Raw genomic sequence first — 26,960 nt, forward strand, 5'->3', positions numbered from 1 at the left:
AGATTGTCAGGCTCCTGCCACGTCGACGAATACGGGATTCGAATAGAACCACGTATCGGCCCACGGGTCACCGTCTCCGGGCGTGTGCGGGATCGGGCCGTGCGGGTCGACCGAGGCGCCCAGGTAGCCCGTGCCGTGGCGGTTGCCGTCGCTGCCGCGCAGGCGGACGTAGAAGGACTCGTGCCCGGCGGTGAGCGGGATGCGCAGGGTGTACGTCCCCTTGCGGCCGCTCACGTCCTTCGTCGTCACCACCTTGGTGTCCGGCGCCTGCCAGGCGTCCCGGTCGGCCACCGGGCCACGCACCGCGCCACGGATGACGTCCACGTGCGCCAACTCCGGCAGGATTCCCTGCGGGTTGGGCCGGGAGGCCGTCGTGACCGTGACATGCAGTGTGAGCTTCTCGCCCTTGCGTACCCGCAGCCGGCCGCCCAGTGTGACGCCGCGGCCGTGGTCGCAGTCCCGCTTGAGGCGGACGTCGAGGCCGTCGAGCAGATGCCCGTGGTCGAGCCAGACCCGGCCCGCGCGCAGGCCCGCCATCACGGCGCGGTAACCGTAGCGGGTCACGCCGACGTGGGTGCGGCTGAACTGGCCCGGCCAGAAGTCGCTGCCCGGCTGCGGGGTGTCGGTGTTCACCGGGTCGGGCAGCTTGCCGGTGTTGTCGAAGTTCTGGCCCGCGGGCCAGTCGCCGTTGCGCCAGGTGTCGAAGACGATGCGGTGGGCGTCGGAGTTCGTGGTGATCGAGAACGGGCGGCCCTCCGCCAGCATTGAGTCCCACAGCCCGCCGACCGTCGCGGTCGCCCAGTCGAAGCCGCCGTACGTGAGGAACGCCTCCGCCGGGTAGCCCGGCCAGGACTGCGCCGAGGGCTTGTTCTCGTACTCGCCCCGCATGGACGTGCTTCCGCGCCAGCCGGGGATCGCCGCGCCCTGGGCGCCCGGTGCGCCCTCCATGCCGATCATGATCTCGGGGGCCGCGTCCCGCCAGCCCCGCATCTCGTGCGGGGAGTCGATGCCCAGGCGCAGCGGGTGGTTGGCGAGGACGAGGACGTCGTCGACGTAGCCCTTGCGGCGCTGCTCGGCCAGCCACTTGATGGCCTTGACGGCGTGGGCCTCGTTGCGCGCGGTGTCCGCGTCGGCGGGGCCGCCCTTGTCGTAGCCGAGCAGCTTGCCGTCGTAGGCGCTCTCGAACCGTGTGAGCAGGTCGACCTCGTGCCGGCCGGGCGCCGCGAAGACCGTGCAGTGCTCGGCGGCCGGGATGTACCACTCCAGGCCCTGGAAGATGAGCTGGCGCGGGTTCTCGGAACGCGCCTTGAGGATCTCCTCGTGCTCCAGCACGGCACCGTACTTGGCGTGCCCGAAGTTGGAGTGCTCGGTGAACACCATCCAGTCGAGCCCGTACCTGGCGCCCGCGGCGGCCAGTTGGGAGAACGTGTACTTGGCGTCGTGGCTGTAGACCGTGTGGATGTGGTGGTCGCCGACGAGATACGCGAGGCGCGGGTCGTCGCCGCCCCAGCCCCGCGAGGACGCCGCCGCGGGCACGGCCGCGGAGCCGAGCGCGAACGCGGCGCCGAACAGGCCCGCGCGGCGCAGGAGGCCGCGCCGGGAGACGCCCTGCGGGTCGAGGTCGGCGGGCGCGACGGACGGGTCCGCCCAGGTGGGCAGCTGTTGATCGGTCATGTTCATCCTCGCCGGGCGTCAGTGGTTCATGAAGGACGTGACGGGCAGCGCCCGCGCGACGATACGGACGTCGCCGAGGCGGCCGTACAGGATCTGGTCGATCTTGCCGCCGTACTCGTAGCCGCCGAGCAGCCACGGCAGCCCGACCGAGGTGAGGCCGATCGCGGTGGCGTGCGGGTTGCGGGCCACCGGACAGCCCTGGACGTACAGCGTGGTGTGCCTGCCGTCGTTGACGACGGCGACGTGCCACCAGGTCTCGCGCGCGGTCTCGTCGCCCCAGTTGGTGGCGATGCCCTGCTGGTTGAGCGGGCGGACCGCCCACTGCGGGCCGGGCCCGTCGGAGAGGGAGAGCGTGGCGAGCGGCTCGTCGGGGTCGCCCTCCGTCCTGCCCGCGGCGCCACCCGTGCCGGTACGGCCGACCAGGCCCGCCCAGGCGTTGTGCGAGGCGTCCCAGTCGGCGGGGACCCGGTAGAAGGCCTCGACGGTGTAACCGTTCCTGAAGGTGGCCGCGTTGAGCGGGGCGCCGTCGACCGTGCGCAGGTACGCCCCCTTCAGGGGGGACTTGTAGCCCTGGAACTCCAGGCTGCCGTGACCGGGCTGGTCGGGGTGGTGGTCGGCCGACCAGCCGAGCTCGCCGCCGCCCACGGAGACCACGGTGAGGTCGTTGCCGTGGCCGGACAGGTCGCGGACGGTACCGGAGACGGGCGACTCGAAGCGCCAGTACGCGGCCGTGTCCCGGATCAGCATCTTCGACGCGGGGCGCGCCGGGCGGGCGGGCACCGGGGCGAAGCCGGAGAAGCGGTCCGTGAAGTCGATGTCGACGGAGAAACGGTCGGCGTCGCCGCTGAGTTCGATCTCCTGCCGCTCCAGCTCGTTGAGCCCCTTCGCGGCCCGGCCCAGGATCCACGGGGAGACCGTCTCGACGTCGATGACGTTCCGGTCGAGGTCGAAGCGGTAGAGGCGGATCATCGCCGCGCCGCCGAAGTAGCGGTTCTGATAGTTCGTCAGGTGCAGGTGGACGTCGTTGCCCGCCGCGTTCCTGCGGGTGAGCCGGCCCGCGGGCCAGTGGTGCCCGTTGAGGGTCAGGAAGATCTGGTCGTGGTCCTTGACCAGCTGGTCCCACAGCTGCTGTCCGTACGACGACAACGCGTCGTCCTGGACGACCAGTTCGTGGGTGGTGAGGACGACGGGTGTCTTCGGGTGCCGGGCGAGCACGTCCTTCGCCCAGGCGTAGCCCTTCGCCGACAGCCGCCAGTCCAGGGCGAGCACCATCCACTCGCGGCCGGCCGCGCGGAACAGGTGGTAGGTGTTGTAGCCGTCCGAGGACGCGCCCCCGAAGGTGGGCTTGCCCTTGAAGCGCCGCGGGCCGAACGTGTCCAGGTACGGCGTCGGGCCGCGCTGGTCGTCCGTGGAGGACTTCACGTCGTGGTTGCCCGCGAGGACGCTGTAGCCGACGCCCCTGCGGTCGAGCAGCTCGAACGCCTTGCCGATCGCGGCGCATTCGTCCTTCGCGCCGTTCTCGGTGAGGTCGCCGAGGTGGGACAGGAAGACGATGTTCTCCTCCCGCCCGTGCTCCAGGAGGTAGCGCAGGGACGCCTCGACGGGCGCCGCGTTGATGCTCGGCCCGTCGAAGAGGTACTGGGTGTCGGGCATCACGGCCAGCGTGAAGCGGCGGCTGTCGGCGTCCGGACGCCGGCCGGCCGCGGCCGGGGACGCCTCGGCCACGGCCGGCAGCGCGACCCCCGCCGTGGCGGCGGCGCCGAGCAGTGCGGTCGCGCGCAGGAAACCGCGTCTCCCGGCTCCGGCCTGCTCGGCCTCGCCCTGGGCAGGGTCATGCGAAGTACACACGTGTGCTCCGTAGGAAGATCCGTGAGATCCGTGGGATCCATGAGGGGTGACAGCGAAGGGCGTGGGGGGAGTTCACAGAACGCGCAGGGCCCAGCTCCAGCGATGGATGCCCGGTGCGACGAGATACGAGGGTGAGGTGTCGGGCCCGCAGGAGGCGGTGCCCAGGCCCCGGTGCGCGGCGTCGATGTGCACCACGCAGCCGGGCCGCGGGACCAGCTCGTCGTGGTGCCGTGCCAAGGCGAGGTCCTCCGCGCGGTAGCGGGTCACGGAGACCTGGCGGGGTTCGTCCAGCGCGACCCAGAGCCCGGTGGCGTCCGGCGCGGACAGCGTGAACCGGCGTACGCCGTGCCGCCCGCCGCTCTCCTGCGGACGCAGATAGGGCGTGAACAACTCGTCGACCGGTCTGCGGTGATGGCCGACGGGCGCGCCCGCACTGCGGTCGGGATAGGACTCCCACGGGCCCTGTCCGAACCACTCCAGCAGGTCGAGCCCCGCGGCCGTCTCGAAGACCGTGCCGACCCGTGCCACGTCGTCGAACGTCTCCGGCAGCTCGGCCTCCTCGTCGACGCGGACCCCGCCCTCGACGGGCGTGAGCACCTGCCGGTGCCGTACGACACCCGTGGTGCCCGCGTACTCGGCCTCCACCGTCACCCGGCCGGCGTCCTGCCGGACGGACACGACCTTGCGCACCAGCGCGTCGAGCCCCCAGCTGCGCCAGCGCCCGGCCATGCCGCCCAGCTCGTCGTTGTCGGTGGGCGCCCGCCACAGGGAGAGCGTGGGGGCCGCCGTCAGCAGCGGATGGCGGAGGAGTCCCTCGCCGTCGACCTCGACCTGCCGGTCCACCGGCACGTCCGCGGCCACGGCGGGCCCGCGCAGCCGGATCTGCGGCACGCACATCTCGGTGCCGCGCGGCGCCCACGGCTGGTCCTCGGCCACCGTCACGCACAGCGTCAGCCAGGCCTCGCCGCCGTCGTGCGGCACCTCGAAGGGCAGCGGCACGGCGGCCGTCTCGCCGGGGCGCAGGTTCGGCAGCTCGGCCGGTCCGGTCAGCGTCGTACCGTCGGCCAGGTCCAGCCGCCACTCGCCGGCCAGCCAGTCCAGGCCCCGGAAGTGCTGGTGGTTGCCGAGCACGACGCCCTCGTGCTTGAAGCACTCGATGCGCACCGGCGCCGCGATCTCCCGGTGCTCATACATCGCGGGCTTGGGCGTGCGGTCGGGAAACACCATGCCGTCCGCGATGAACGCGCCGTCGTGGAGGGACTCGCCGAAGTCACCGCCGTACGCCCAGCGGTACCCGGGCGCGGCGACACCGTTGTCATGGAGCCCGGCGCCCGCGCGCCCGGCAGGTCTGCCATCGCTCACGCGTTGCAGAATCCCGTGGTCCCAGAACTCCCAGATGAACCCGCCCTGAAGACCTGGGGTGGCCTCGATGGCAGCCCAGTGGTCGGCCAGCGTGCCGTTGCTGTTGCCCATCGCGTGCGAGTACTCGCACTGGATGAGCGGCCTCGTCTGGCGGCCGGACAGGGCGTGGGCGACGCAGTCCTCGAGCGGCGCGTACATGGGGCAGGCGATGTCGGAGGCGTCGTCCGTCGCCGCCCAGTCGAGCTTGGCCGCCCCCTCGTACTGGAGTGGCCGCGTCGGATCGTGCCGGCGCACCCAGCCCGCCGCAGCGTCGTGGTTCGCGCCGTAGTCCGACTCGTTGCCCAGCGACCAGATGATGACCGACGGGTGGTTCTTGTCGCGCAGCACCATGCGCGAGACGCGGTCCACGAAAGCGTTCAGACAGCGCGGGTCGTCGGCGATCTCGTGGGCGTGGTCGTGGGACTCGATGTCCGCCTCGTCGACGACGTAGAAGCCGAGCTCGTCGGCGAGGCCGTACAGGGCCGGGTCGTTCGGGTAGTGGGCGGTGCGGATCGCGTTGAATCCGAACCGCTTGAGCAGGACGAGATCGGCGCGCATGTCGTCGTACGACACCGTCCGCCCCGTCAGCGGATGGAAGTCGTGCCGGTTCACGCCCCGGATGAACACCCGCTCGCCGTTGACCAGCAGATCCCGGCCGACGATCTCGACGTCGCGGAAGCCGACGCGATGGTGCGAGGTGTCGGCGACCGTGCCGTCGGCGCGGTGCAGGCGGACGGTCAGGTCGTACAGCTCGGGTGTCTCCGCGTTCCAGGTGCGCACCTCGGGCACGGTGGTCCGCAGCCGTGCCTCGCCGAGGAAGTCGGAGACCCGTTCGTCCTCGGCATTGATGCGGTCGAACTCGCCGTCCTGTACGAGGAGTTGACCGTCCAGCTCGCCGGTGAGGTGCCATCCCGCGGGCAGGGTGCCACCCGCGCACCGCACCTGGCAGTCGACGCGCAGTTCACCGCTGTGGTGGGCCCGCACGGTCACGTCCGCGAGATACAGCGGGTCCGTCGCGTACAGCAGCACCGAGCGGGTGATCCCGCCGTGCCACCACTGGTCCTGGTCCTCGATGTGCGAGGCGTCGGACCACTTGACGACCGTGAGCCGCACGGTCGCGGGGGAGCCGGGGCGCACCAGTCCCGTCAGATCGAACTCGGCCGCCAGGTGCGAGTCCTTGGAGATGCCCACCGGCCGCCCGTCCACATGCACCAGCAGCACGCTTTCGGCAGCCCCGACCCGGAGCACGATCCTGCCTCCGGCCCACTCTGCGGGGACGTCCACCTCGCGCTCGTACACACCGGTCGGGTTGGCGGCCGGGGAGTGGGGCGGGAACTCGGCGAACGGCATGCGGACGTTGGTGTACTGCGGCAGGTCGTCCGTGCCCTGCAGGGTCCAGACGCCCGGGACGTACGCAGAGGACCACGCACCGCCGACCGGCGCGTCCGGAGCTGACAGCAACTGGAAGCGCCAGTCGCCGTCGAGGGGGAGTACTCCGGAGCGCCGGTCGACGGCGTTCATGGGGAGTCGCCCCCAGGAGGTCACCTCGGGTGCCTCCCAGGGGCGCAGGGCGACCAGGGGATCGACGGCGCCGGGACCGAGGATCGACGGATCGTTCATCCGCGTACGGCCCCCTTCGCGAGGTCGCCGATGATCTGCCGGGCACCGATCGCGAAGACGATCAGCAGCGGGATGAGGGCGAGGACGGCGCCGGTCATCACCATGCCGTAGTCGGTGGTGCCGTGCGTGCCGTTGAGCTGGGACAGCGCGACCTGGAGGGTGACGTTGTCCGGGTTGGTCAGGGCGATCAGCGGCCAGGCGTAGTCGTTCCACTGGCCCATGAAGGTGAAGATGCCGAGGAAGGCGAGCCCGGGGCGGACGACCGGGAGCGCGACGTGCCAGTACTGGCGCAGGAAGTTCGCCCCGTCCAGCTTGGAGGCGTCGAGCAGTTCGTCGTGGATGGCGCTCCTCATGTACTGGCGCATCCAGAAGATGCCGAACGCGTTGGCCGCGGCCGGCACGATCAGCGCGGTCATCGAGCCGATCCAGCCGATCTTCGCCATGATCACGAACTGCGGGATCGCCGACATCTGGGCCGGGACCATGAAGATCAGCATCAGCAGCGCGAACATCACGTTCTTGCCCGGGAAGTCGAACTTGGCGAAGACGAAGGCCGCGAGCGAGTCGAAGAACAGGACCAGGAACGTCACCACCGTCGCGACCAGCAGCGAGTTCCACATCGACCCGAAGAAGTCGATCGTGTCGAACAGGCTGCGGACGTTCTCCAGGAAGTGCGAACCCGGCAGCAGCTTCGGCGGGTACGAGAAGATCTCCGACGAGGTGTGCGTCGACATGATGACGGCCCAGTAGAACGGGAAGGCCGACAGCAGCACACCGATGATCAGGGACGCGTGCAGGGCGATGCCCCGGCGTCCGGAGCCCTTGATGGATGCCATGTCGCGGCCTTCCTACTGTTCGCCCCGGCGCTGCACCAGGCGCCAGTTGATGATCGAGAAGAGGACGACGACCAGGAAGATGCCCCACGCCACGGCGGCGCCGTACCCGAAGTCGTTGTTGTCGAAGGTCTGCTGGAAGAAGTAGAGGACCATCGTCCGGCCGGCGTGGTCCGGGCCGCCCGAGAACGTCGACTCGTTGGCCGTGGTCTGGAGCAGCACCTGGGGTTCGGAGAAGCTCTGAAGACCGGTGACGGTGGAGACGACGAGCACGAACAGCAGCGTCGGCCGCAGCAGCGGCAGGGTGACCCGGAAGAAGGTCTGCACGGGACCGGCACCGTCGATCCGCGCCGCCTCGTACAGGTCGCTCGGGATGGTCTGGAGCCCGGCCAGGAAGATGATCGCGTTGTAGCCGGTCCACTGCCAGGTCATCAGGGTGGCGATGGCGACCTTGATGCCCCACGGGGTGTTCAGCCAGGCCACCTGGTCCAGCCCGACCGCTTGGAGCAGGGCGTTCACCAGGCCGAAGTTGGTGGAGAAGATCGACCCGAAGACGATGGCGATCGCCACGACGGACGTGACGTTCGGCAGGAAGTACGCGAACCGGTAGGCGTTCTTGAAGCGGACCGCCGAGTTGAGCATCACGGCCGTCACCATCGCCAGGAAGATCATGGGGAAGGTGGCCAGCGCCCAGATGACGATCGTGTTCCCGATGGACTGCCAGAAGTCGCTGTCGCTCAGCAGGTACTGGTACTGCGTCAGTCCGGCCCACTCCATCGAGCCGAGCCCGTCCCAGCGGTGGAAGGAGAGGTACAGCGAGAAGCCGACGGGGATCAGGCCGAAGGCGAGGAAGAGCAGGTAGAACGGGGAGATCGCGGCGTAGAGGTGCCAGTGCTTGCGCAGGCCCTTCTTCGGCTGGGCCGTGGAGGGCTGCGGCCGGTTCACGGCGGGCGGGGTCTGCTCGATGACGGCCATCAGATGCTCACCCCCAGGTGCTTGGCGATACGCCGGCACTTGCTCATGGCGTCCTCCCAGGCCTTCTTCGGATCCTTGCCGAGGACGCCGACGTTCTTGATCTCGTCCCTGATCGGCTGCCCGAGGGCGACGTCGTACGGGCTGTTGAAGGCGACCGGGATCTTCTCCGCGGCCGGCCCGAAGACGTCCATGGTGATCTGGTCGCCGAAGAACGGGTCCGGCTCGCGCAGCTTCTTCATCTCGTACGACGCGGGGGTCGACGGGAACAGTCCGGCCTCGACGAAGCCCTGGGCCTGGTTGTCCGCGTCGAGCATCCAGGTGATGATCTCGAAGGCCCGCTCGGGCTCCCGGCACGCCTTCGTGATCGCGAGGAAGGAGCCGCCGACGTTCGAGGGGCCGCCGGGACAGCCCGCCACCCGCCAGTTGCCCTTGGTCTTCGGGTAGGCGAGCTTGAGGTCACCGGCCGCCCAGGAGGCGTTGAGCTGGCTCGGCAGCTTCCCCTTCTCGGTCGCCGAGATCGAGTCGGGCGTGCCCGTCACGATGTTCGACACGATCCCGCGCCGCTTGGCCTCCACGGCCCGCTCCCAGCAGGTGCGGACGTTGCTGCCGTCACCGATGAAGTTGCGATCCTCGTCGACGAACCGGGTGGTGCTCTGGCCGATCGACATCTCGAAGACGCTGCCGACGTCGGTCAGGATGTACGTCCCGGGTATCCGCTTCTTCAACTGCTCGCCGGCCGTGAAGAACTTCTCCCAGGTGTCCAGTTCCCGGGACACGTCGTCGGGTTCGTGGGCCAGCCCGGCCTTCTCGAAGACGGCGGGCTGGTAGTAGTGCACGACCGGGCCGACGTCGATCGGGAAGCCGACGAGGCTGCCGTCCGGGGCCACGCCCTGCTGCCACTTCCAGTCCAGGTACCGGCTCTTGAGCTTGTCGGCGCCGAGCGTCCTGAGGTCCACGAACTGGTCGGAGTTCGGCAGGTAGGACGCCATGTCCTCGCCCTTGAGGCCCGCGATGTCGGGGATGTGGGCGTTGCCCGCCATCGTGGTGATCAGCTTCGACCGGTAGTAGCCGCCGATCTGGATGGCGTCGAGGTCCACGGCGCTGTCGTAACGCGCCTTGGCGTTCTTCACGACCGTGTCGCTCAGCCCGCCGCTCCAGTACCACAGGACCATGTTCCGGCCGGATGAGCCGGTCGGAACGGCACAGCCGGACGCCAGGCTGCCCAGCGCCGTGGCGGCCGTACCGGCCAGGCCCGCGCGGAGCAGGCCTCTTCGTGAGAGCCGCACAGCTCCCACCGCCTTTCGGATTTTTTCGGGACTTCGCATGAGAGGGGCACGTGGGGGAGAGAGCACGTGGGGGAGCTCGCTTGGGGAAGTCAGTTCTGCCGTGCGGGAGGGGTCACGGGGGCGTACGCGACGGGGGGTCCCGGATCGTCCGGGAGCCGGTCCGTCAGGAAGCCGTACGCCCGCTTCAGTTCGGGATCGGTCAGGGAGCGCCACCAGCGGTCGACGCCGTACCAGCCGGGGGCGGCCAGCGCCCCGCCGGGCCGCCGGACCGAAAGACCGGCGGCCAGGACGGCGAACTTCAGCCGCTCCGCCAGCGGCCAGCCGCCCAGCGAGGCCGCGACGAAGCTCGCCCCGAACACGTCGCCCGCGCCCGTCGCGTCGAGGACATCGATGTCCAGGGCGGGCACGTCCGCGTACTCGCCGGTCGTCTGGTCGACGGCGACGGCGCCGTCCCCGCCACGCGTCACCACGGCCACCGGCACCAGCTCGCTCAGGGTGCCGAGGGCCGCGGCGGCGGTGTCGGTGCGGGTGTAGGCCATCGCCTCGGTCTCGTTGGGGAGGAAGGCGTGGCACAGGGAGAGCTGGTCGAGGAGGGCGGTGGACCACTGCTGGGTGGGGTCCCAGCCGACGTCGGCGTAGATCCGGGTGCCGTTCGCGGCGGCCTTGGCCAGCCACTCGCGGGGTTCGGCCTCGATGTGCACGAGGGCGGTGCGTGCCTCGGGCGGGTCGCCCATCAGCGTGTCCTGCGAGTACGGGGGTTCCTGGCCGTGGGTGACCAGGGCACGGTCGTGGCCGTAGGCCAGGGAGACGGTGACGGGGGTGGGCCAGCCGTCCGCCGTGCGGGAGAGCGAGAGGTCGATGTCCTCCTGGTCGCACAGGACGTCGCGGCAGTACTCGCCGTAGAGATCGTCGCCGAACACCGTGGCCAGAGAGGTGCGCAGGCCGAAGCGGGCGGCGGCCACCGCCAGGTTGGCGATGCCGCCGGGGCCGCAGCCCATGCCGCCCGTCCAGATCTCCTCGCCCGGTGTCGGCGGCTTCCCGAGCCCCGTGAGGACGAGGTCGTAGAAGAGCAGCCCGGTCAGCAGCACATCGGGCCGGTCGTCATCCACGGAGAAGTCCTCTCGCTCGGGCTCTCGTCCGGGGACTCCCGTGGGGGAGAGCTCGTCAAAACTCTTCATTTCGGTGAGCGGAATCGTGCGCCGCTCCGCGGGATTGGTCAATACCCGAGCAGAAATGAGCATGGCGATGATTGAAGATGACGAGTAGTGTTCACGTCGTGCTGGCAGAGCGACGACACCAACTCATCCTGCGGGCCCTGCGCTCCGGCGGCCCCGCGGCCGTGACCGATCTCTCCGAGCGGCTGGGTGTGAGCCCCGCCACGATCCGGCGTGACCTGGTCAAACTCGAGGAGGACGGCCTGCTCACGCGGGTGCACGGCGGCGCGGTCGTGGAGGAGGGCGACCAGCCCTTCGCCGAGGTCGCCGAGATGCGCGTGCCCGAGAAGGACGCCATAGCCGCGCACGCCGCCGCGATGATCGAAGATGGTCAGTCGGTGCTGCTCGACATCGGCACCACCGCCTTCCGGCTGGCCCGCCAGCTGCACGGCCGCCGCATCACCGTGATCACCAGCAACCTGGTGGTCTACGAGGAGCTCGCCGACGACGAGGGCATCGAGCTGGTGCTGCTCGGCGGCATGGTCCGCCGCGAGTACCGCTCCCTGGTCGGTTTCCTCACCGAGGACAACCTGCGCCAGCTGCACGCCGACTGGCTGTTCCTCGGCACCAGCGGGGTGCGGCCCGGCGGGCAGGTCATGGACACCACGGTCGTCGAGGTGCCGGTCAAGCGAGCCATGATCGGGGCCGGCGACAAGGTCGTCCTGCTCGCCGACGCGGCCAAGTTCCCGGGGACGGGCATGGCGAAGGTATGCGGTCCCGAGGACCTGGACATGGTGGTGACGAACGCTCCCGTGAACACGGCGACCCGGTCCGCCCTGGAGGAGGCCGGCGTCAAGGTGCTCGTGGCAGGAAAGGTGCAGGCGTGAAGCTGACGATTCTGGGCGGCGGCGGATTCCGCGTGCCGCTCGTGTACGGGGCGCTCCTGACGGACCGCGCGGAGGGCCGGGTCACCCGGGTCGTGCTGCACGACCTGGACGCCGGCCGTCTGAACGCCGTGACCCGCGTGCTCGCCGAGCAGGCCGCCGGGGTGCCCGACGCGCCCGAGGTGAGCGCCACCACCGACCTCGACGAGGCCCTGCGCGGCGCCGACTTCGTCTTCTCGGCGATCCGCGTCGGCGGCCTCGAAGGCCGGGCGAACGACGAGAGGGTCGCCCTCGCCGAGGGCGTCCTCGGCCAGGAGACGGTCGGCGCGGGCGGCATCGCCTACGGCCTGCGGACCGTCCCGGTCGCCGTGGACATCGCCCGGCGGGTGGCCCGTCTGGCGCCGGACGCCTGGGTCATCAACTTCACCAACCCCGCCGGACTGGTCACCGAGGCCATGTCCCGCCACCTCGGCGACCGCGTCATCGGCATCTGCGACTCGCCGGTCGGCCTCGGCCGCCGTATCGCCCGGGTGCTCGGCGTGAAGAACCCGGGCGAGGCGTGGATCGACTACGTCGGCCTCAACCACCTCGGCTGGGTGCGCGGCCTGCGCGTCGCCGGCCGCGACGAACTGCCGCGCCTGCTCGCCGACCCCGACCTGCTCGGCTCCTTCGAGGAGGGCAAGCTCTTCGGCGTCGACTGGCTCCGGTCGCTGGGCGCCATCCCGAACGAATACCTGCACTACTACTACTTCAACCGCGAGGCCGTCCGCGCCTACCAGCAGGCCGACAGGACCCGCGGCGCCTTCCTGCGCGACCAGCAGGCCGGTTTCTACGAGCAGATGCGCAACCCGGACGTCTCCGCGCTTCAGGCCTGGGACCGCACCCGCGCCGAGCGCGAGGCCACCTACATGTCCGAGAACCGGGAGACGGCCGGCGCCGGCGAGCGCGACGCCGACGACCTCTCCGGCGGGTACGAGAAGGTGGCGCTCGCGCTGATGCGGGCCATCGCCCGCGACGAGCGCACGACCCTGATCCTCAACGTCCGCAACCAGAACACCCTGTCGGTGCTCGACTCCGACGCCGTCATCGAGGTGCCCTGCCTCGTCGACGCCAACGGCGCCCACCCGGTCGCCGTCGCCCCGCTGCCCGACCACGCCACCGGCCTCGTCTGCTCGGTCAAGGCGGTCGAGCGGGAGGTGCTCGCCGCCGCCGAGTCCGGCTCCCGCACGACGGCGGTGAAGGCCTTCGCGCTGCACCCGCTGGTCGACTCCGTGGGCGTCGCCCGCAGACTGGTCGAGGGCTACGCCGGGGTGCATCCCGGCCTCGCGTACCTTAAGTAGCGCACGCCCAGAAAGCGCTTCCTGCCCTCGCCCCACCGGCCTCCACCCGGTTCCCTCGCTTCCCACCTCCGTTCTCTCCCTCCCTGGAGACCCTGATGCACGACGAACGCCGCCGGATCGAGGAACGCGTCGAGCGCGTCCACAACCAGCGCATCAAGCCCGCGGTCTACTCGGCCACCGTCCCCTTCGAGGTCGAGGCCTGGCACGCGCCGGGGGAGCCGGTCTCCTTCGAGGAGGCCGCGGCCGCCCGGTACACGCCCTTCGCGATGGACACCCCGTGGGGCCCGCCCTGGGGCACGACCTGGTTCCGGATGCGTGGCCGGGTGCCCGCCGAGTGGGCCGGGCGGCGCGTCGAGGCGGTCATCGACCTCGGCTTCGTGGGGGACTGGCCCGGCAACCAGGCCGAGGCCCTGGTCCACCTGCCCGACGGCAGGCCCCTGAAGGCGGTCAACCCGCTCAACCAGTACGTGCCGATCGGCAACCCCGTCTCGGGCGGCGAGGAGATCGACTACCTGGTCGAGGCCGCCTCCAACCCGGACATCCTCGCCAACGACTTCGCCGCCCCCACCCCGCTCGGTGACGTCCTCACGGCAGGCGACAAGCCCCTCTACACCTTCCAGCGCGCCGACATCGCCGTCCTGGACGAGGAGGTCTGGCACCTGGACCTCGACCTCCAGGTGCTGCGCGAGCTCATGGTCCACCTCGGTGAGCACGAGCCGCGCCGCCACGAGATCATGCACGCCCTCGACCGTGCCATGGACGTCCTCGACCTGGACGACATCTCCGGGAGCGCCACGGCAGTGCGCGAGGTGCTCGCGCCCGTCCTGGCCCGCCCCGCACACGCCAGCGCGCACACCGTCTCCGGCGTCGGTCACGCACACATCGACTCCGCGTGGCTGTGGCCCATCCGCGAGACCAAGCGCAAGACGTCCCGCACCTTCTCGAACGTCACGTCCCTGGCCGACGAGTACGACGACTTCATCTTCGCCTGCTCGCAGGCCCAGCAGTACGAGTGGGTGCGCGACAACTATCCGCACGTCTGGGCCCGCATCCAGGAGTCCGTCAAGAAGGGCCAGTGGGCGCCGGTCGGCGGCATGTGGGTCGAGGCCGACGGCAACCTGCCCGGCGGCGAGGCGATCGCCCGCCAGCTGATCCACGGCAAGCGGTTCTTCATCGAGCACTTCGGCGTCGAGACCAAGGGCGTCTGGCTGCCGGACTCCTTCGGCTACACCGCCGCCTACCCGCAGCTCGCCAAGCTCGCCGGCAACGACTGGTTCCTGACCCAGAAGATCTCCTGGAACCAGACCAACAAGTTCCCCCACCACACCTTCTGGTGGGAGGGCATCGACGGCACCCGCATCTTCACGCACTTCCCGCCCGTCGACACCTACAACGCCCGCTTCAGCGGCGAGGAGATGGACCGCGCCGTCCGCAACTACTCGGAGAAGGGCGGCGGCACGCGCTCGCTCGCGCCCTTCGGCTGGGGCGACGGCGGTGGCGGCCCCACCCGCGAGATCATGGAGCGGGCGCGCCGGCTGGCGGACCTGGAGGGCTCCCCGAAGGTCGTCGTGGAGCACCCCGACGAGTTCTTCGCCAAGGCCCGCGAGGAGTACCCGGACGCCCCGGTGTGGGTCGGCGAGCTCTACCTGGAGCTGCACCGGGCGACGTACACCTCCCAGGCCCGTACCAAGCAGGGCAACCGGCGCAGTGAACACCGGCTGCGCGAGGCCGAGTTGTGGGCGACGACGGCCGCGCTGCACGCGCCGGGCTACGACTACCCGTACGAGAAGCTCGACCGGCTCTGGAAGACGGTCCTTCTCCACCAGTTCCACGACATCCTGCCCGGCTCGTCCATCGCCTGGGTGCACCGCGAGGCCGAGGCCGAATACGCCCGGGTGGCCGAGGAGCTGGAGGCGCTGACGGCACAGGCGGTGGCCGCGCTGGGCGGTGGCGACGCGCGGGTGTTCAACACGAGCCCGTTCGAGCGGGCCGAGGTGGTCCGTACGGCCGACGGCGCACCGGCGTATGTGCAGGTGCCCGCGAGCGGCAGCGCGCCCATCGCCGCCGCCGGACCCGCGCACCCGGTCTCCGTTTCCGGCCGTGTCCTCGACAACGGCCTGATCCGCGTCGAGGTCGCGCAGGACGGCACGCTCGCCTCCGTACGGGATCTGCGGGCCGGTCGTGAAGTCCTCGCCGACAAGGGCAACCTGCTGCGTCTGCACACCGACCTCCCGAACTACTGGGACGCCTGGGACATCGACAAGCACTACCGGAACCGCTACACGGATCTGCTGGACGCGGACGCGGTCACCGTCGTCGAGGAGGACGCCCTGATCGGGGCGATCCGGGTCACGAGGTCGTTCGGCAAGGGCTCGAAGGTCACCCAGACGATCACCCTGCGCGCCGGCAGCCCCCGTATCGACTTCGAGACCGAGATCGACTGGCACGAGGCCGAGAAGATCCTCAAGGCGGGCTTCCCGGTGGACATCCGGGCCCCGCACTCCTCCGCCGAGATCCAGTTCGGCCACATCCAGCGGCCCACCCACACCAACACCAGCTGGGAGGCGGCCCGCTTCGAGGTCTCCGGCCACCGCTGGGTGCACATCGCCGAGCCCGGCTACGGCGTCGCGGTCATCAACGACTCGACGTACGGCCACGACGTCTCCCGTACGGTCCGCGAGGACGGCGGTACGACGACCAGGGTCAGCCTCAGCCTGGTCCGCGCCCCGCGCGTGCCGGACCCCGAGGCCGACCAGGGCATGCACCGCTTCACCTACTCCCTGCTCCCCGGCGCGAGCATCGAGGACGCCGTCGCCGAGGGCTATGCCCTCAACCTCCCCCTGCGGGTGGCGGATGCGGCCGGCGCGCCCGAGCCCGTCGTCTCGGTGGCCGGGGACGGCGTGACCGTCGAGGCGGTCAAGCTGGCCGACGACCGGTCCGGCGATGTCGTCGTACGCCTCTACGAGTCCCGCGGCGGCCGCGCGAACGGCGTCCTGCGCCCCGGCTTCCCGCTCGCGGGCGCCCAGGTGACCGACCTGCTGGAGCGCCCGCTTCAGGACGCGGACGTCACCGGCGACGGCGGGGTCGCCGTCGCCCTGCGTCCCTTCCAGGTCCTCACGCTCCGCCTGCAGCGCGCGGAAGGGAGCTGAGCGGGGTGCCCGTGCAACCCTGGTTCACCGACGCCAAGTTGGGGATCTTCGTCCACTGGGGCATCTACGCCGTCGACGGTGTGCAGGAGTCCTGGTCGTTCTACGACGACATCGTCCCGTACGACCGGTACATGTCCCAGTTCGACCGCTTCACCGCCTCCCGCTACGACCCGCGCGACTGGGCGAAGCTCTTCGCGCGGGCCGGCGCCAGGTACGCCGTCCTGACCAGCCGCCACCACGACGGCGTGGCCCTGTGGGACACGGCCCACGGCGACCTGCACGTGGGCCGCGACCTGATCGGCGGCTACGCGGACGCCCTGCGCGAGCAGGGCCTCAAGGTCGGGCTCTACTACTCGCACTCGGACTGGAGCCACCCCGACTACGCCTCCACGCGCAAGCCCGGCCGCCCGCCGGAGCTGGAGGACAACCGGTACTCCGAAGTCGCCGCCGAACATGAGGACCTGGACGCCTGGGAACGCTTCCTGGCCTACCGGGACGGCCAGATCCGCGAGCTGACCTCCCGCTACAAGCCGGACCTGATGTGGTTCGACGGCGAGTGGGACCGCAGCGAGGAGCAGTGGCGCATCCCCGAACTCGCCGCGCTGATCCGCTCCGAGGTGCCGGACGTCGTGTTCAACGCCCGCATGCTCGGCGAGGGCGACTACGCGACCCCGGAACAGGGGGCCCCGGTCATACCGCCGGAGGGCCCGTGGGAGCTGTGCCTGACGATCAACGACTCCTGGGGCCACCAGCACCACGACCACAACCACAAGTCCGTCGACCAGCTGATCCGCTACTTCGCCGAGACGATCGGCGCGGGCGGCAACCTGCTCCTGAGCGTCGGACCCCGCGAGGACGGCACGATCCCGGCGGAGCAGGCCGAGCGGCTGGAGGGAGTGGGTGACTGGATCGCCAAGCACGCGGAGGCGGTGCACGGCACCGGGCGCGGCCTCCCGGCCGGTCACCACTACGGCCCGAGCACCCTGTCCGAGGACCGCCGCACCCTGTACCTGATCCTCTTCGACGCCCCGCGCGCCGAGATCAACGTACGCGGGCTGCTCGGTTCGGTACGCCGGGTCACGGTCGTCGGCAGCGGCACGGAACTGGCCCACCGCATCACCGGCGGCCTCCATGAGACGCCGGGCGTGCTGTGGATCGAGCCGCCCACCGCGGCCGACCTCGACCCGCATGCCACGGTGCTCGCCGTGGAGCTGGACGGGGAGTTGGAGCTGTACCGGGGCTCGGGCCGATTCTGAGCCGAGAAACCTTCGGGCCGGCCGGCCGCTGCCCCCGTGACAGCGCCGGCCGGCCCGAAGCCCCCGTACTTCCCCCGTGGTGGTGCGTCCCCCCGTGGATCCCCCGTGTTTCCCGGTTCCCCCGTTGCCTTTCACTCTTATGAGCGCGCGGTCGGTGCCGTGATACACCCTGCCGGGAAAACTTTTTCGAACTCCGTCAACGGGTTCGATCGGCGGGCAACTTGAAGCGGGCGACCTAGAGCGGCAGAACCTGAGCGGCCCCGCTAGCGACGGAGTCGACCGACGCCGGCGCGGGCACCGCCGGAAGCAGCGGCTCCTCGATCTCCGAGCGCTGCTGCGGAATGGACACCGGCCGCAGCGGCCGCGGCCCGGACACGACCGTGTAGTCCTGCCCGAGGAACGGCGGAACCACCTCGCCGGGGTCGTCGCCCAGCGCCAGCTGAACGGCCAGCCACGGCACGTTGACCCCGCACAGCGACAGCTGGTGCAGTCCGCCGGCCGGCCGCGTGTTGACGTCCATCAGCACCGGCGTGTCCCCGAACATCCGGAACTGGATGTTGGACAGATAGTGCAGCCCGAACCCCTCCGCGATCAGCCGCGCCGGCTCCAGCCACGGCTCCTGCACGGTGAACCCGCGACGGCGGCCGTTCTTGATCCGGCCGATCGCCAGCCGCACCCGGTTGTCCGGCCCGGTGAGGCAGTCCACCGACACCTCCGGCTGCTCGAGGCGCGGCATCACCAGCCAGTCCACCGGCTCGTCGCTGCGCCGCAACGCGTCCAGCACCAGATCCAGTTGCACATACGGCGTCGGGAACCCGTTGAGGTGCATGAGCGAGAAGGGGGCGCGGGTGATGACGCGGAAGCCCACACCGCCCGCACCGGACGCCGGCTTGAAGCAGGCCTTGTGACCGGCAGCCTCCAACTCCTCGACAGCGGCGAGCAGTTCGTCGGCGTTGCGTACCCGCCACCACGGCGGCACCGGCACCCCGACCGCCTGCACGGCCTCGTACGCGATCACCTTGTCGTGGAACACCGCGACGGCCTCGGGCGGCGGCGCCAGCAGCGCCGTACCGACCGCCTCGAAGTCCGCCCGGTGGGCCACGATCGCCGACTGGTGCAGGCGGGGCACGAACACGTCGATGCCGCGGCGCCGGCACTGGGCGAGGGCGTACTCGACGTACCCGGCCGGGGACAGGCCCTCGGGCTCCAGTTCGGCGGTGTCGGCGGCGGCCAGCACGGGGGAGTCGGCGTCCCCGTGCGTCGCATGGATCTCAACGGCCCGATCGCTGGGATTTCGTCGCAGCTGATCCATGAAGAACACGTTCTCCGCGTACGTGCGGTTGAGCCAGACGCGTACGCGAGAGACCATGCAGGGCCGTCCTTTCGGGTTCGCGGGCAGGGCAAAGCAGGCCCGTGCCCGGGCAGGGTGGTTGGAGGGACACCAAACCGCCCCGTGCGAAGGGACGTTCATGGCGGTGGTGTTGCGGCGATCATACGGCTTTCAAGGGGTGCCGCGTGCAACGTACGTGTTACGGAATTGCGGACGGTTCCTGACCGTCCCGGTCACCCCGCCCCGGCCGCCCGCACAGCGCCCTGCGACGCGACGACGTGATCCGGCCTTGTGCCCCGAACGCGGCCTGTGTTCTCGTAAGGTCATTCGTGTGATCGAAAGGGGCGAGGGGTGACGTCGACGGCCGGCGGTGCCGGACAGCTGCTGGCCATCAGTGACCTGCACATCGGGTACGAGGAGAACCGCGCGCTCGTCGAGCGGATGTGTCCCGCCGGCGACGACGACTGGCTGCTCGTCGCCGGTGACGTGGCCGAGACCGTGGCCGACATCGGCTGGGCGCTCAAGACCCTCGCCGGCCGCTTCCGCAAGGTCGTCTGGGCCCCCGGCAACCACGAACTGTGGACCCACCCCAAGGACTCCGTCACCCTGCGCGGCGTCGCCCGCTACGAGCACCTGGTCGACCTGTGCCGCGAGCTCGGCGTGACGACCCCCGAGGACCCCTATCCCGTCTGGGACGGCCCCGGCGGCCCGGTCGCCGTCGCGCCGCTGTTCCTGCTGTACGACTACTCCTTCCTGCCCTCCGGCTGCACGACCAAGGAGGAGGGGCTGGCGTACGCGCACGGGACCGGGGTCGTGTGCAACGACGAGTACCTGCTGCACCCCGACCCCTACCCGTCGCGCGAGGCCTGGTGCGAGGCCAGGGTCGCCGAGACGGAGCGCAGGCTCGCGGCACTGCCCGAGGACCTGCCCACCGTCCTCGTCAACCACTATCCGCTGGACCGGCATCCCACGGACGTGCTGTGGTACCCCGAGTTCGCCATGTGGTGCGGCACCCGGCGGACCGCGGACTGGCACCGCAGGTTCCGGGTCGAGACGATGGTCTACGGCCACCTCCACATCCCGCGGACCACCTGGCACGAGGGCGTCCGCTTCGAGGAGGTGTCGGTGGGATACCCCCGCGAGTGGCGCAAGCGACCGGGCCCGCCGGGACGGCTGCGCACGATTCTGCCCAAGGAGGACCGGGCCCGTTGATCGAGGAACTGCTGCCGGCCCCGGTGGCCACCGTCGAGGCGTACGGCGACGAGGAGCCCGCGCACACGGCCCTGTACCCCGAGGAGGAGGCGGTCGTGGCGAAGGCGGTGTTCAAGCGCCGCCGGGAGTTCGCCGTCGTACGCTCCTGCGCGCGCAGCGCCATGGAGAAGCTCGGCGTGCCCGCCCAGCCGATCCTGCCCGGTGAGCGCGGCGCCCCGGGCTGGCCCGCCGGACTGATCGGCAGCATGACCCACTGCGAGGGCTACGGCGCCGCCGCGCTGGCCCGCGCCACCGAACTGGCCTCCCTCGGCATCGACGCCGAACCCCACCAGCCGCTCCCGGAGGGCGTCCTGCCCGCCGTCGCCCTGCCCGCAGAGGTGGACCGGCTGAGCAGCCTGGCCGACGACCGTCCGGGCATCCACTGGGACCGGCTGCTCTTCAGCGCCAAGGAGTCCGTCTACAAGGCGTGGTTCCCGCTCACCGCGAAGTGGCTGGACTTCACCGAGGCCGACCTCGACTTCTTCGCCGACGCCGGTGAGCAGCACAGCGGAGGGTTCCGCGCCCGGCTCCTCGTGCCGGGCCCGCTCGTGGGCGACCGGACCGTCGACCGGTTCGAGGGCCGGTGGACGGTCCGGCGGGGGCTGGTGGCGACAGCGGTGAGCGTGCCGCACACCTGAGCCTCCGCGGGCCCGCTGCCGGATCAGCTACGGCTCCGCCGGGCACCAGCTCTGCAGCAGCCGGAAGAACTCCTCCTCGTTGCCCGTCAGGCCGGCGGCCGCCAGCGCCTGTTCCGCCTCGGCGAGGACGGCGGGCGGGACGACGGGTGGTCGGCGGGAGCCGGGAGGACCGTCGAACGCGGCTCGTACGGTGTGCAACAGCCGCAGATAGGCCTGTACGGCGGTGCGCTCGCGGTCGGTCAGTACGGCGGTGTGCATCGGTCGGCTCCCCGGATCGGCGTCATCGCGTCACGCCCGCACATGAGGGCGCACCACCAGCTTGCCGTCCACCACTGACAATCGGGCTCGTCCACCGCCCGGACGTGGGCCCGACGTTCCCTCGATCAGCCCTGCGGGCCGAGATAGCCCAGTGACGCCTCGATCCGCCCCGCCAGATGGTCCCGCTGCCCGCGCACCGAGGAAACGGCCAGCCACGTACGGCACTTGCTGGCCAGCAGCAGCCCGAAGGTCTCGGCCTCCTTCTCCTCCGCCTGGTCGAAGTGGCTGCGGGCGGCGACCTTCAGGATCGTCGAGTGCAGATCGGCGTTGTCGTCGAGGAGGCGGGCGGCCACACTGGCGCCCTCGACGCTGTGGCTGCAGTGGCCGGCCTTCATGTGCCACAGCTCGTGGCCGAGGATGACCAGCTGATGGTCGGGTGCGGTGCGTTCCTCGATCACGACGAGGTCCTGGTCGGCCATGTCGAGCCACAGTCCGCTGGCGGTGCCGGGCGGGAAGGCGGCCGTACGGAAGTGGACGGGCCGACCGCGGCGTCTGCTCATCGCGCCGCACAGGGCGCTGTACAGCTTCTCGGGCGGCGAGGGTGCGGGGAGCGTCAGCTCCGCGACCAACTCGCCGCACAGGCGGCGCATTTCCCTACCGATGCCCACAGTTCTCCCGTTCTCCCCCCGGTTTTCCCTCCGGATCACGACTCGGGCCGCTTGACGCTTTCCAAGAGCATGTCCAGCCACTCCGCGACCTTGTCGCGGTGCTGGTCGGTGGGCAGTTGGGCGGCCCGCCAGGCGATGCCGCGCACCCCGTGGTCCTGGAGCAGCCTCTCCAGCGGGTCCTCGGCGGCCTGGGCCGCCTCGCGCTGCGCGAGCTTGTGCAGCAGGTCCTGCTCGGCGCGCTGGAGTGCACCCGCGAGCGCCTCGGGGTCCTCGGCCGTGAGGAATCCGGCGTGGACGCGGAAGAAGCGCTGGATCGCGTCGCAGTGCTCCATGGTGGGGCGCCGGTCGCCGTTGATGAGGGCGCCGGCCTGCTGCCGTGACATGCCCGCGCCGTCGGCGATCTCCTGCTGGGTGTACCTGCGGCCGTTCGGCTTGACGCGGGTGCGGCGCAGGAGGTCGAGGCGCTGCAGGAACCGGGCCTGTACGTCGGGCTCTCCTGCCGGGCGGCCGCTCAGCAGGGCCTTGACCACGGGCTCCGGGACGCCGCAGGCCACACACAGACGGCCGGTGTCGAAGACCTCCGCGTGCGGTACGCCGAGCCGGTCGGCGAGCGCGGTGACGCGAGCGACGACGGCCGGCAGCTCAGCCGTCGGTATGACGCCCGGACCCTCGATGCCATCCGTCACCGACAGATCTCCTAAAGCTCTCACAGGCTTCTCACAAGCGGTCGCGGTGAACTGGACGGAGATTACCGGGTAGTTCGAACTCACATCCAGGTCTCGCCACAACTGTGGCCAATTTCAGCCGTCAACAGGCACGAAATGCCACGATAGTTGACACCGCTCCGGCGCGGGCAGCAGGATCAAGGCGCCGCGTGAAGGCCGCATAGGCAAGAGGGGTGACCTCCCGATGGCATATCAGGCAGGTGGGCAGCGGTCCGTACCGCGGCCCGTCCCCGAGAGGCCCGAGGCCGAGGCGTATCTGCGGGACTACGCCACCCTCGTCGAAGCCGTGCCCTTCCCGTCCGTCATCGTCGACCACCGCTGGGACGTCGTTCTGGCGAACACCGCTTTCGCGTCACTTTTCCGCGGCGTGGGCCCGCATCCGACGGCCATGCCCGACGAGAACTTCCTCAGGTTCGTGCTCTTCCACCCGGACGCGAGCACCGTCCTCGGCGAGCACGAGTCCAGCTGGTGCCTGCCGATGCTGGCCCGCTTCGCGGCCGCCGTGGAGCGGCACGGCCATGACCACGGCGTGCAGGCCATCCGCCGGGAGATCGCCCAGGACCCGATCATGGAGGCCGCCTACCGGCAGGGCCTGCCGCACTGGATCCGCGCGGTCGGCGAACGGGCGGCCGAACTGGACGGGGCCGTACGGCCGCTGCTGCACCCCGACCCGCGCTGGGGCGCCACCGACTGCCGGGTCGTCGACGAGACGCCCCGGACCCTTCAGGAGCTGGGCTACACCCGGCTGACGCTGGTCCTGCGCGAGGTGCGCCGCGACCGGCCGAGGGTCCGTGGGGCCCGAGCCGCCGCGGCCCACCTGCGCGTGGTGCCCGCCCCCGAGGACTGAACGGGGCACCGTCGGCGTTCAGGTCGCCGGCGGCGCCCCGTCAGCACGAATTCCGGCAGGGAGACGTCGTCGGCCCTGTTCCCTCGCAGAGTGGTGTGTGACATAGTACCGGCGTGAGCGAGCGACTGACCTGCGACGTCGTGGTCGTCGGAGCCGGGATGGTGGGCGCGGCCTGCGCCCTGTACGCGGCCCGGGCGGGCCTCGCCGTGATCCTCGTCGACCGCGGCCCGGTGGCCGGCGGCACCACCGGCGCCGGCGAGGGCAACCTCCTGGTCTCCGACAAGGAACCCGGCCCCGAGCTCGATCTCGCGCTGCTGTCCGCCCGTCTGTGGGGCGAGCTGGCGCAGGACTTGGGGCCGGCCGTCGAGTACGAGGCGAAGGGCGGCGTCGTCGTGGCCTCGTCCCCGGCCGGGCTCGCGGCGCTGGAGCGGTTCGCCGACGGGCAGCGGGCCGCCGGAGTCCTCGCCGAGCCGGTCGCGGGCGACTGCCTGTACGACCTCGAACCCCACCTGGCCCCCGGCCTGCCGGGCGCCGTCCACTATCCCCAGGACTGCCAGGTCATGCCCGCCCTGGCCGCCGCCCACCTCGTCCGCGCCTCGGGCGCCCGTCTGCTCACCGGCCGGACCGTGACGGACGTCCTGCGCACGCCGGACGGTGCCGTACGGGGAATCCGCACGGACAAGGGCGACATCCACGCCCCGGCCGTCGTCAACGCGGCCGGCACCTGGGGCGGCGAACTCGCCGCACTCGCGGGCGCCCACCTCCCCGTCCTCCCGAGACGCGGCTTCGTCCTCGTCACCGAACCGCTGCCGCGCCTGGTCCGCCACAAGGTGTACGCCGCCGACTATGTGGCCGACGTCGCCAGCGACTCGGCAGCGCTGCAGACCTCACCGGTCGTCGAGGGCACGGCGGCGGGCCCGATCCTGATCGGCGCGAGCCGGGAACGCGTCGGCTTCGACCGGACCTTCTCCCTGCCCGTCGTACGGGCGCTGGCCGCGGGCGCGACACGGCTGTTCCCGTTCCTCGCCGATGTCCATGCCATGCGCGCCTACCTGGGCTTCCGCCCGTACATGCCCGACCACCTGCCCGCCGTCGGTCCCGACCCCCGGGTCCCCGGCCTGCACCACGCCTGCGGCCACGAGGGCGCCGGCATCGGACTGGCCACCGGCACCGGCCACTTGATCGCACAGGCCCTGACCGCGAAGACCCCCGACCTGGACCTGACGCCGTTCCGCCCCGACCGCTTCGCCGAGGAGGCCGCATGAGAACCCCTCTGGAGCTCGCCGACGCAAAGCCGGACCCGGCCTTCACGGTCAGCCTGGACGGCCGCGAGATCGAGGCGTTGCCCGGGCAGACGGTCGCCGCCGCGCTCTGGGCGGCCGGGATCACCTCCTGGCGGACCACCCGGGGCGAGGGCCGCCCACGGGGCGTCTTCTGTGGCATCGGCGTCTGCTTCGACTGCCTGGTCACCGTCAACGACCGCCCGAACCAGCGGGCCTGCCTGGTGCCGCTGCACCCGGGCGACACGATCCGGACGCAGGAGGGGACGGGCCACGATGACTGAACTCGCGGTGATCGGCGCGGGCCCGGCAGGCCTCGCCGCGGCGCTGGCGGCCGCCGCGCAGGGCGTACGGGTCACGCTCGTCGACTCGGCGGCGGAGACGGGCGGGCAGTTCTACCGGCAGCCCGCGCCCGCACTCCGCGCCCGCCGCGCGCAGGCACTGCACCATCAGTGGCGCACCTGGGAGCGGCTGCGGGGCGGTCTGGCCCGCAGTGACGTCCAGTTCCTGACGGAGCATCATGTATGGGGCGTGGAACGGAACTCCGAGGGCTTCACCGTCCATGCCCTGCTCGGCCCCGAGCAACGGGAGCCGGCCGCAGTGCACGCCCGCGCCGTACTCCTCGCCACCGGCGGCTACGAGCGGGTGCTTCCCTTTCCCGGCTGGACCCTGCCCGGCGTCATCACCGCCGGTGGTGCGCAGGCGATGCTCAAGGGCGGGCTCGTGGTGCCGGGACGCACCGCGGTCGTCGCCGGGACCGGGCCGCTGCTGCTGCCCGTGGCGACCGGGCTCGCGGCGGCGGGCGTCGAGATCGCGGCGCTCGTCGAGGCCGCCGACCCCAAGTCCCTCGTACGGCACGGTCGGGCGCTGGCCGCCAAGCTGCCCGAGGGCGCCGGATACGCGGCCCGCCTCCTGCGCCACCGCGTCCGACTCCTCGCCCGGCACACGGTCGTCCGCGCCCATGGCGACGACCGGCTCACCGGGGTCACCATCGCCGCCCTCGACGCCGACGGGCGCGTCCGGCCCGGAACCGAGCGGCACCTGCCCTGCGACACCCTCGCCGTCGGACAAGGCATGCTCCCGCACACCGACCTCGCCGAGACCCTCGGCTGCCGCCTGGACGGCCTGACGGTCGCCGTGGACGACGAGCAGCGCACGGACGTGCCCGGGGTGTGGGCGGCCGGGGAGTCCACCGGCATCGGCGGCTCGGCCCTCGCCCTCGCCGAGGGCCACATCGCCGGACTCTCCGCCGCCGCACGCCTCAAGGGCACCGAACCCGATCCCGAGCTGTGGACGGCGGCCGCCAAGTCCCGTACGCGACTTCGCAGGCTCGCCGCCGCCCTCGCCGCCGCCTACCCGCCGCCCGCCCACTGGAGCGACCAGGTCACCGACGACACCCTCGTCTGCCGCTGCGAGGAGGTCACCGCCGGTGCCGTGCGCGAGGCCGTGGAAGAACTCGGGGCGGGCGACGTCCGCACCGTGAAACTGCTGACCCGGGCCGGAATGGGCTGGTGCCAGGGACGCGTGTGCGGTCCTGCGGTCGCCGGGCTCGCCGGATGCGAACTCACCCCGTCCCGACGGCCGTTCGCCCGTCCCGTGCCGCTCGGCGTACTCGCCCGGCAACACGACAACGCCACTCGGAGAGGAACCTCATGACCGACCACCGTCCCTGGCGCGGAGTCCTCGTCGCCACCGCGCTCCCGCTCGACGACGACCTCCGTGTCGACCACGGCACGTACGCCGAGCACTGCGCCTGGCTGGTCGAGAACGGCTGTGACGGCGTCGTCCCGAACGGCTCCCTCGGGGAGTACCAGGTCCTCACGCCCGAGGAGCGGGCGAAGGTCGTGGAGACCGCCGTCGCCGCGATCGGCGGCTCGCGGGTGATGCCGGGTGTGGCCGCCTACGGCTCGGCCGAGTCCCGCCGCTGGGCCGAACAGGCCCGTGACGCGGGCTGCGAGTCCGTGATGCTGCTGCCGCCCAACGCCTACCGTGCCGACGAGCGGTCGGTGCTGTCGCACTACGCGGAGGTCGCCAAGGCCGGCATCCCGGTCGTGGCGTACAACAACCCCATCGACACCAAGGTCGACCTCGTACCCGAACTGCTCGCGAAGCTGCACGGCGAGGGGTACATCCAGGCGGTCAAGGAGTTCTCCGGCGACGTCCGCCGCGCCTACCGGCTCGTCGAACTCGCCCCGGAACTCGACCTGTTGATCGGCGCCGACGACGTCCTGCTGGAGCTCGCGATCGCCGGCGCCAAGGGCTGGGTCGCCGGCTACCCGAACGCACTGCCGAGGTCGACGGTGGAGCTGTACCGCGCGGCCGTCGGCGGCGACCTCGCCACCGCCAAGCAGCTCTACACGCAGCTGCACCCGCTGCTGCGCTGGGACTCCAAGGTCGAGTTCGTGCAGGCGATCAAGCTGTCCATGGACGTCGTGGGCCGCCACGGGGGACGCTGCCGGCCACCGCGGGTGCCGCTGCTGCCGGAGCAGGAGGCAGCCATCCGCGCCGCAACCGAGAAGGCCGTCGCGGCAGGGCTCGCGTAA

At 71.3% G+C, this 26,960-nt stretch carries 22 protein-coding genes; 11 read left to right on the forward strand and 11 right to left on the reverse strand.

What is annotated here, in order from left to right; translation table 11 throughout:
• Positions 1 to 6: 6 nt before the first annotated feature.
• The 7 genes from ACWGDB_RS03240 to ACWGDB_RS03270 form a co-directional block, all read right to left on the reverse strand.
• Positions 7 to 1,674, reverse strand: coding sequence for a PHP domain-containing protein (locus ACWGDB_RS03240; RefSeq protein ID WP_453820843.1), 1,668 nt, complete (start codon positions 1,672 to 1,674; stop codon positions 7 to 9).
• Positions 1,675 to 1,692: 18 nt separating this feature from the next.
• Positions 1,693 to 3,522 (reverse strand): LamG-like jellyroll fold domain-containing protein, encoded by a 1,830-nt coding sequence (locus ACWGDB_RS03245; protein WP_453820844.1) that lies wholly within the window; start codon positions 3,520 to 3,522, stop codon positions 1,693 to 1,695.
• 72 nt (positions 3,523 to 3,594) lie between these two features.
• A complete protein-coding gene (locus tag ACWGDB_RS03250) occupies positions 3,595 to 6,543 on the reverse strand; it encodes a glycoside hydrolase family 2 TIM barrel-domain containing protein (RefSeq protein WP_453820845.1) in 2,949 nt (982 codons plus the stop codon).
• Positions 6,540 to 7,379, reverse strand: a complete 840-nt coding sequence (locus ACWGDB_RS03255) for a carbohydrate ABC transporter permease (RefSeq protein WP_453820846.1) — start codon at positions 7,377 to 7,379, stop codon at positions 6,540 to 6,542. Before ACWGDB_RS03255 ends, ACWGDB_RS03250 begins: the two co-directional genes overlap by 4 nt.
• 12 nt (positions 7,380 to 7,391) lie before the next feature.
• Complete coding sequence (locus ACWGDB_RS03260) at positions 7,392 to 8,351, reverse strand: carbohydrate ABC transporter permease (protein WP_451173053.1); 960 nt, start codon at positions 8,349 to 8,351, stop codon at positions 7,392 to 7,394.
• Positions 8,351 to 9,637: an extracellular solute-binding protein gene (locus ACWGDB_RS03265; protein WP_453820847.1), complete on the reverse strand. Its 1,287-nt coding sequence runs from the start codon at positions 9,635 to 9,637 to the stop codon at positions 8,351 to 8,353. Before ACWGDB_RS03265 ends, ACWGDB_RS03260 begins: the two co-directional genes overlap by 1 nt.
• 89 nt (positions 9,638 to 9,726) lie before the next feature.
• On the reverse strand, positions 9,727 to 10,746 hold the full coding sequence (locus ACWGDB_RS03270) for a carbohydrate kinase family protein (RefSeq protein WP_453820848.1): 1,020 nt from the start codon (positions 10,744 to 10,746) through the stop codon (positions 9,727 to 9,729).
• A 167-nt stretch (positions 10,747 to 10,913) separates the two neighbouring features.
• Between ACWGDB_RS03270 and ACWGDB_RS03275 the strand changes: the two genes are divergently transcribed.
• From ACWGDB_RS03275 to ACWGDB_RS03290, 4 genes are all read left to right on the forward strand, one after another.
• Positions 10,914 to 11,678 (forward strand): DeoR/GlpR family DNA-binding transcription regulator, encoded by a 765-nt coding sequence (locus tag ACWGDB_RS03275; RefSeq protein WP_453821072.1) that lies wholly within the window; start codon positions 10,914 to 10,916, stop codon positions 11,676 to 11,678.
• Positions 11,675 to 13,015 carry a 6-phospho-beta-glucosidase gene (locus tag ACWGDB_RS03280; RefSeq protein ID WP_453820849.1) on the forward strand — a complete coding sequence of 447 codons (1,341 nt, stop codon included), beginning with the start codon at positions 11,675 to 11,677 and terminating at the stop codon, positions 13,013 to 13,015. The genes ACWGDB_RS03275 and ACWGDB_RS03280 overlap by 4 nt, the downstream gene beginning before the upstream one ends.
• A 95-nt stretch (positions 13,016 to 13,110) precedes the next feature.
• Positions 13,111 to 16,164: an alpha-mannosidase gene (locus tag ACWGDB_RS03285; protein ID WP_453820850.1), complete on the forward strand. Its 3,054-nt coding sequence runs from the start codon at positions 13,111 to 13,113 to the stop codon at positions 16,162 to 16,164.
• 5 nt (positions 16,165 to 16,169) lie between these two features.
• Positions 16,170 to 17,420, forward strand: coding sequence for an alpha-L-fucosidase (locus ACWGDB_RS03290; protein ID WP_453820851.1), 1,251 nt, complete (start codon positions 16,170 to 16,172; stop codon positions 17,418 to 17,420).
• Between the two features lie 235 nt (positions 17,421 to 17,655).
• Here the strand turns inward: ACWGDB_RS03290 and ACWGDB_RS03295 are convergent, their stop codons facing one another.
• Positions 17,656 to 18,789, reverse strand: coding sequence for an ATP-grasp domain-containing protein (locus tag ACWGDB_RS03295; RefSeq protein ID WP_453820852.1), 1,134 nt, complete (start codon positions 18,787 to 18,789; stop codon positions 17,656 to 17,658).
• 312 nt (positions 18,790 to 19,101) lie between these two features.
• Between ACWGDB_RS03295 and ACWGDB_RS03300 the strand changes: the two genes are divergently transcribed.
• Together ACWGDB_RS03300 and ACWGDB_RS03305 are read left to right on the forward strand one after the other, a co-directional pair.
• Complete coding sequence (locus ACWGDB_RS03300; protein WP_453820853.1) at positions 19,102 to 19,962, forward strand: metallophosphoesterase family protein; 861 nt, start codon at positions 19,102 to 19,104, stop codon at positions 19,960 to 19,962.
• Positions 19,959 to 20,639, forward strand: coding sequence for a 4'-phosphopantetheinyl transferase family protein (locus tag ACWGDB_RS03305; protein ID WP_453820854.1), 681 nt, complete (start codon positions 19,959 to 19,961; stop codon positions 20,637 to 20,639). The genes ACWGDB_RS03300 and ACWGDB_RS03305 overlap by 4 nt, the downstream gene beginning before the upstream one ends.
• A 27-nt stretch (positions 20,640 to 20,666) precedes the next feature.
• Here the strand turns inward: ACWGDB_RS03305 and ACWGDB_RS03310 are convergent, their stop codons facing one another.
• The 3 genes from ACWGDB_RS03310 to ACWGDB_RS03320 all read right to left on the reverse strand — a co-directional run bounded on the left by ACWGDB_RS03310 (position 20,667) and on the right by ACWGDB_RS03320 (position 22,251).
• Entirely contained in the window at positions 20,667 to 20,897 is a 231-nt protein-coding gene (locus ACWGDB_RS03310) for a hypothetical protein (protein WP_453820855.1), read from the reverse strand.
• A 125-nt stretch (positions 20,898 to 21,022) separates the two neighbouring features.
• Positions 21,023 to 21,547 carry a toxin-antitoxin system, toxin component gene (locus ACWGDB_RS03315; RefSeq protein ID WP_383601203.1) on the reverse strand — a complete coding sequence of 175 codons (525 nt, stop codon included), beginning with the start codon at positions 21,545 to 21,547 and terminating at the stop codon, positions 21,023 to 21,025.
• Between the two features lie 53 nt (positions 21,548 to 21,600).
• Entirely contained in the window at positions 21,601 to 22,251 is a 651-nt protein-coding gene (locus ACWGDB_RS03320; RefSeq protein WP_453820856.1) for a helix-turn-helix domain-containing protein, read from the reverse strand.
• Positions 22,252 to 22,474: 223 nt separating this feature from the next.
• Here ACWGDB_RS03320 and ACWGDB_RS03325 point away from each other — a divergent pair, with 223 nt between their 5' ends.
• The 5 genes from ACWGDB_RS03325 (at position 22,475) to ACWGDB_RS03345 (ending at position 26,960) form a co-directional block, all read left to right on the forward strand.
• The gene (locus tag ACWGDB_RS03325; RefSeq protein ID WP_427843953.1) at positions 22,475 to 23,137 is read left to right on the forward strand and encodes an MmyB family transcriptional regulator; all 663 of its coding nucleotides are present in this window, start codon (positions 22,475 to 22,477) and stop codon (positions 23,135 to 23,137) included.
• A gap of 113 nt (positions 23,138 to 23,250) precedes the next feature.
• Positions 23,251 to 24,402, forward strand: coding sequence for an NAD(P)/FAD-dependent oxidoreductase (locus ACWGDB_RS03330; protein WP_453820857.1), 1,152 nt, complete (start codon positions 23,251 to 23,253; stop codon positions 24,400 to 24,402).
• The gene (locus tag ACWGDB_RS03335) at positions 24,399 to 24,701 is read left to right on the forward strand and encodes a (2Fe-2S)-binding protein (protein WP_453820858.1); all 303 of its coding nucleotides are present in this window, start codon (positions 24,399 to 24,401) and stop codon (positions 24,699 to 24,701) included. The genes ACWGDB_RS03330 and ACWGDB_RS03335 overlap by 4 nt, the downstream gene beginning before the upstream one ends.
• Entirely contained in the window at positions 24,694 to 26,073 is a 1,380-nt protein-coding gene (locus tag ACWGDB_RS03340; protein ID WP_453820859.1) for an FAD/NAD(P)-dependent oxidoreductase, read from the forward strand. Before ACWGDB_RS03335 ends, ACWGDB_RS03340 begins: the two co-directional genes overlap by 8 nt.
• Positions 26,070 to 26,960, forward strand: a complete 891-nt coding sequence (locus tag ACWGDB_RS03345) for a dihydrodipicolinate synthase family protein (protein ID WP_453820860.1) — start codon at positions 26,070 to 26,072, stop codon at positions 26,958 to 26,960. Before ACWGDB_RS03340 ends, ACWGDB_RS03345 begins: the two co-directional genes overlap by 4 nt.

This window comes from Streptomyces sp. NPDC055013 (genome assembly GCF_053608645.1).

Excerpts from the sequence above, each read along its gene's own strand:
- ACWGDB_RS03240 (WP_453820843.1), bottom strand. The coding sequence starts at position 1,674 with ATGACCGATCAACAGCTGCCCACCTGGGCGGACCCGTCCGTCGCGCCC.
- ACWGDB_RS03250 (WP_453820845.1), bottom strand. The coding sequence starts at position 6,543 with ATGAACGATCCGTCGATCCTCGGTCCCGGCGCCGTCGATCCCCTGGTC.
- ACWGDB_RS03255 (WP_453820846.1), bottom strand. The coding sequence starts at position 7,379 with ATGGCATCCATCAAGGGCTCCGGACGCCGGGGCATCGCCCTGCACGCG.
- ACWGDB_RS03260 (WP_451173053.1), bottom strand. The coding sequence starts at position 8,351 with ATGGCCGTCATCGAGCAGACCCCGCCCGCCGTGAACCGGCCGCAGCCC.
- ACWGDB_RS03285 (WP_453820850.1), top strand. The coding sequence starts at position 13,111 with ATGCACGACGAACGCCGCCGGATCGAGGAACGCGTCGAGCGCGTCCAC.
- ACWGDB_RS03295 (WP_453820852.1), bottom strand. The coding sequence starts at position 18,789 with ATGGTCTCTCGCGTACGCGTCTGGCTCAACCGCACGTACGCGGAGAAC.
- ACWGDB_RS03310 (WP_453820855.1), bottom strand. The coding sequence starts at position 20,897 with ATGCACACCGCCGTACTGACCGACCGCGAGCGCACCGCCGTACAGGCC.
- ACWGDB_RS03315 (WP_383601203.1), bottom strand. The coding sequence starts at position 21,547 with ATGCGCCGCCTGTGCGGCGAGTTGGTCGCGGAGCTGACGCTCCCCGCA.
- ACWGDB_RS03325 (WP_427843953.1), top strand. The coding sequence starts at position 22,475 with ATGGCATATCAGGCAGGTGGGCAGCGGTCCGTACCGCGGCCCGTCCCC.
- ACWGDB_RS03335 (WP_453820858.1), top strand. The coding sequence starts at position 24,399 with ATGAGAACCCCTCTGGAGCTCGCCGACGCAAAGCCGGACCCGGCCTTC.
- ACWGDB_RS03340 (WP_453820859.1), top strand. The coding sequence starts at position 24,694 with ATGACTGAACTCGCGGTGATCGGCGCGGGCCCGGCAGGCCTCGCCGCG.
- ACWGDB_RS03345 (WP_453820860.1), top strand. The coding sequence starts at position 26,070 with ATGACCGACCACCGTCCCTGGCGCGGAGTCCTCGTCGCCACCGCGCTC.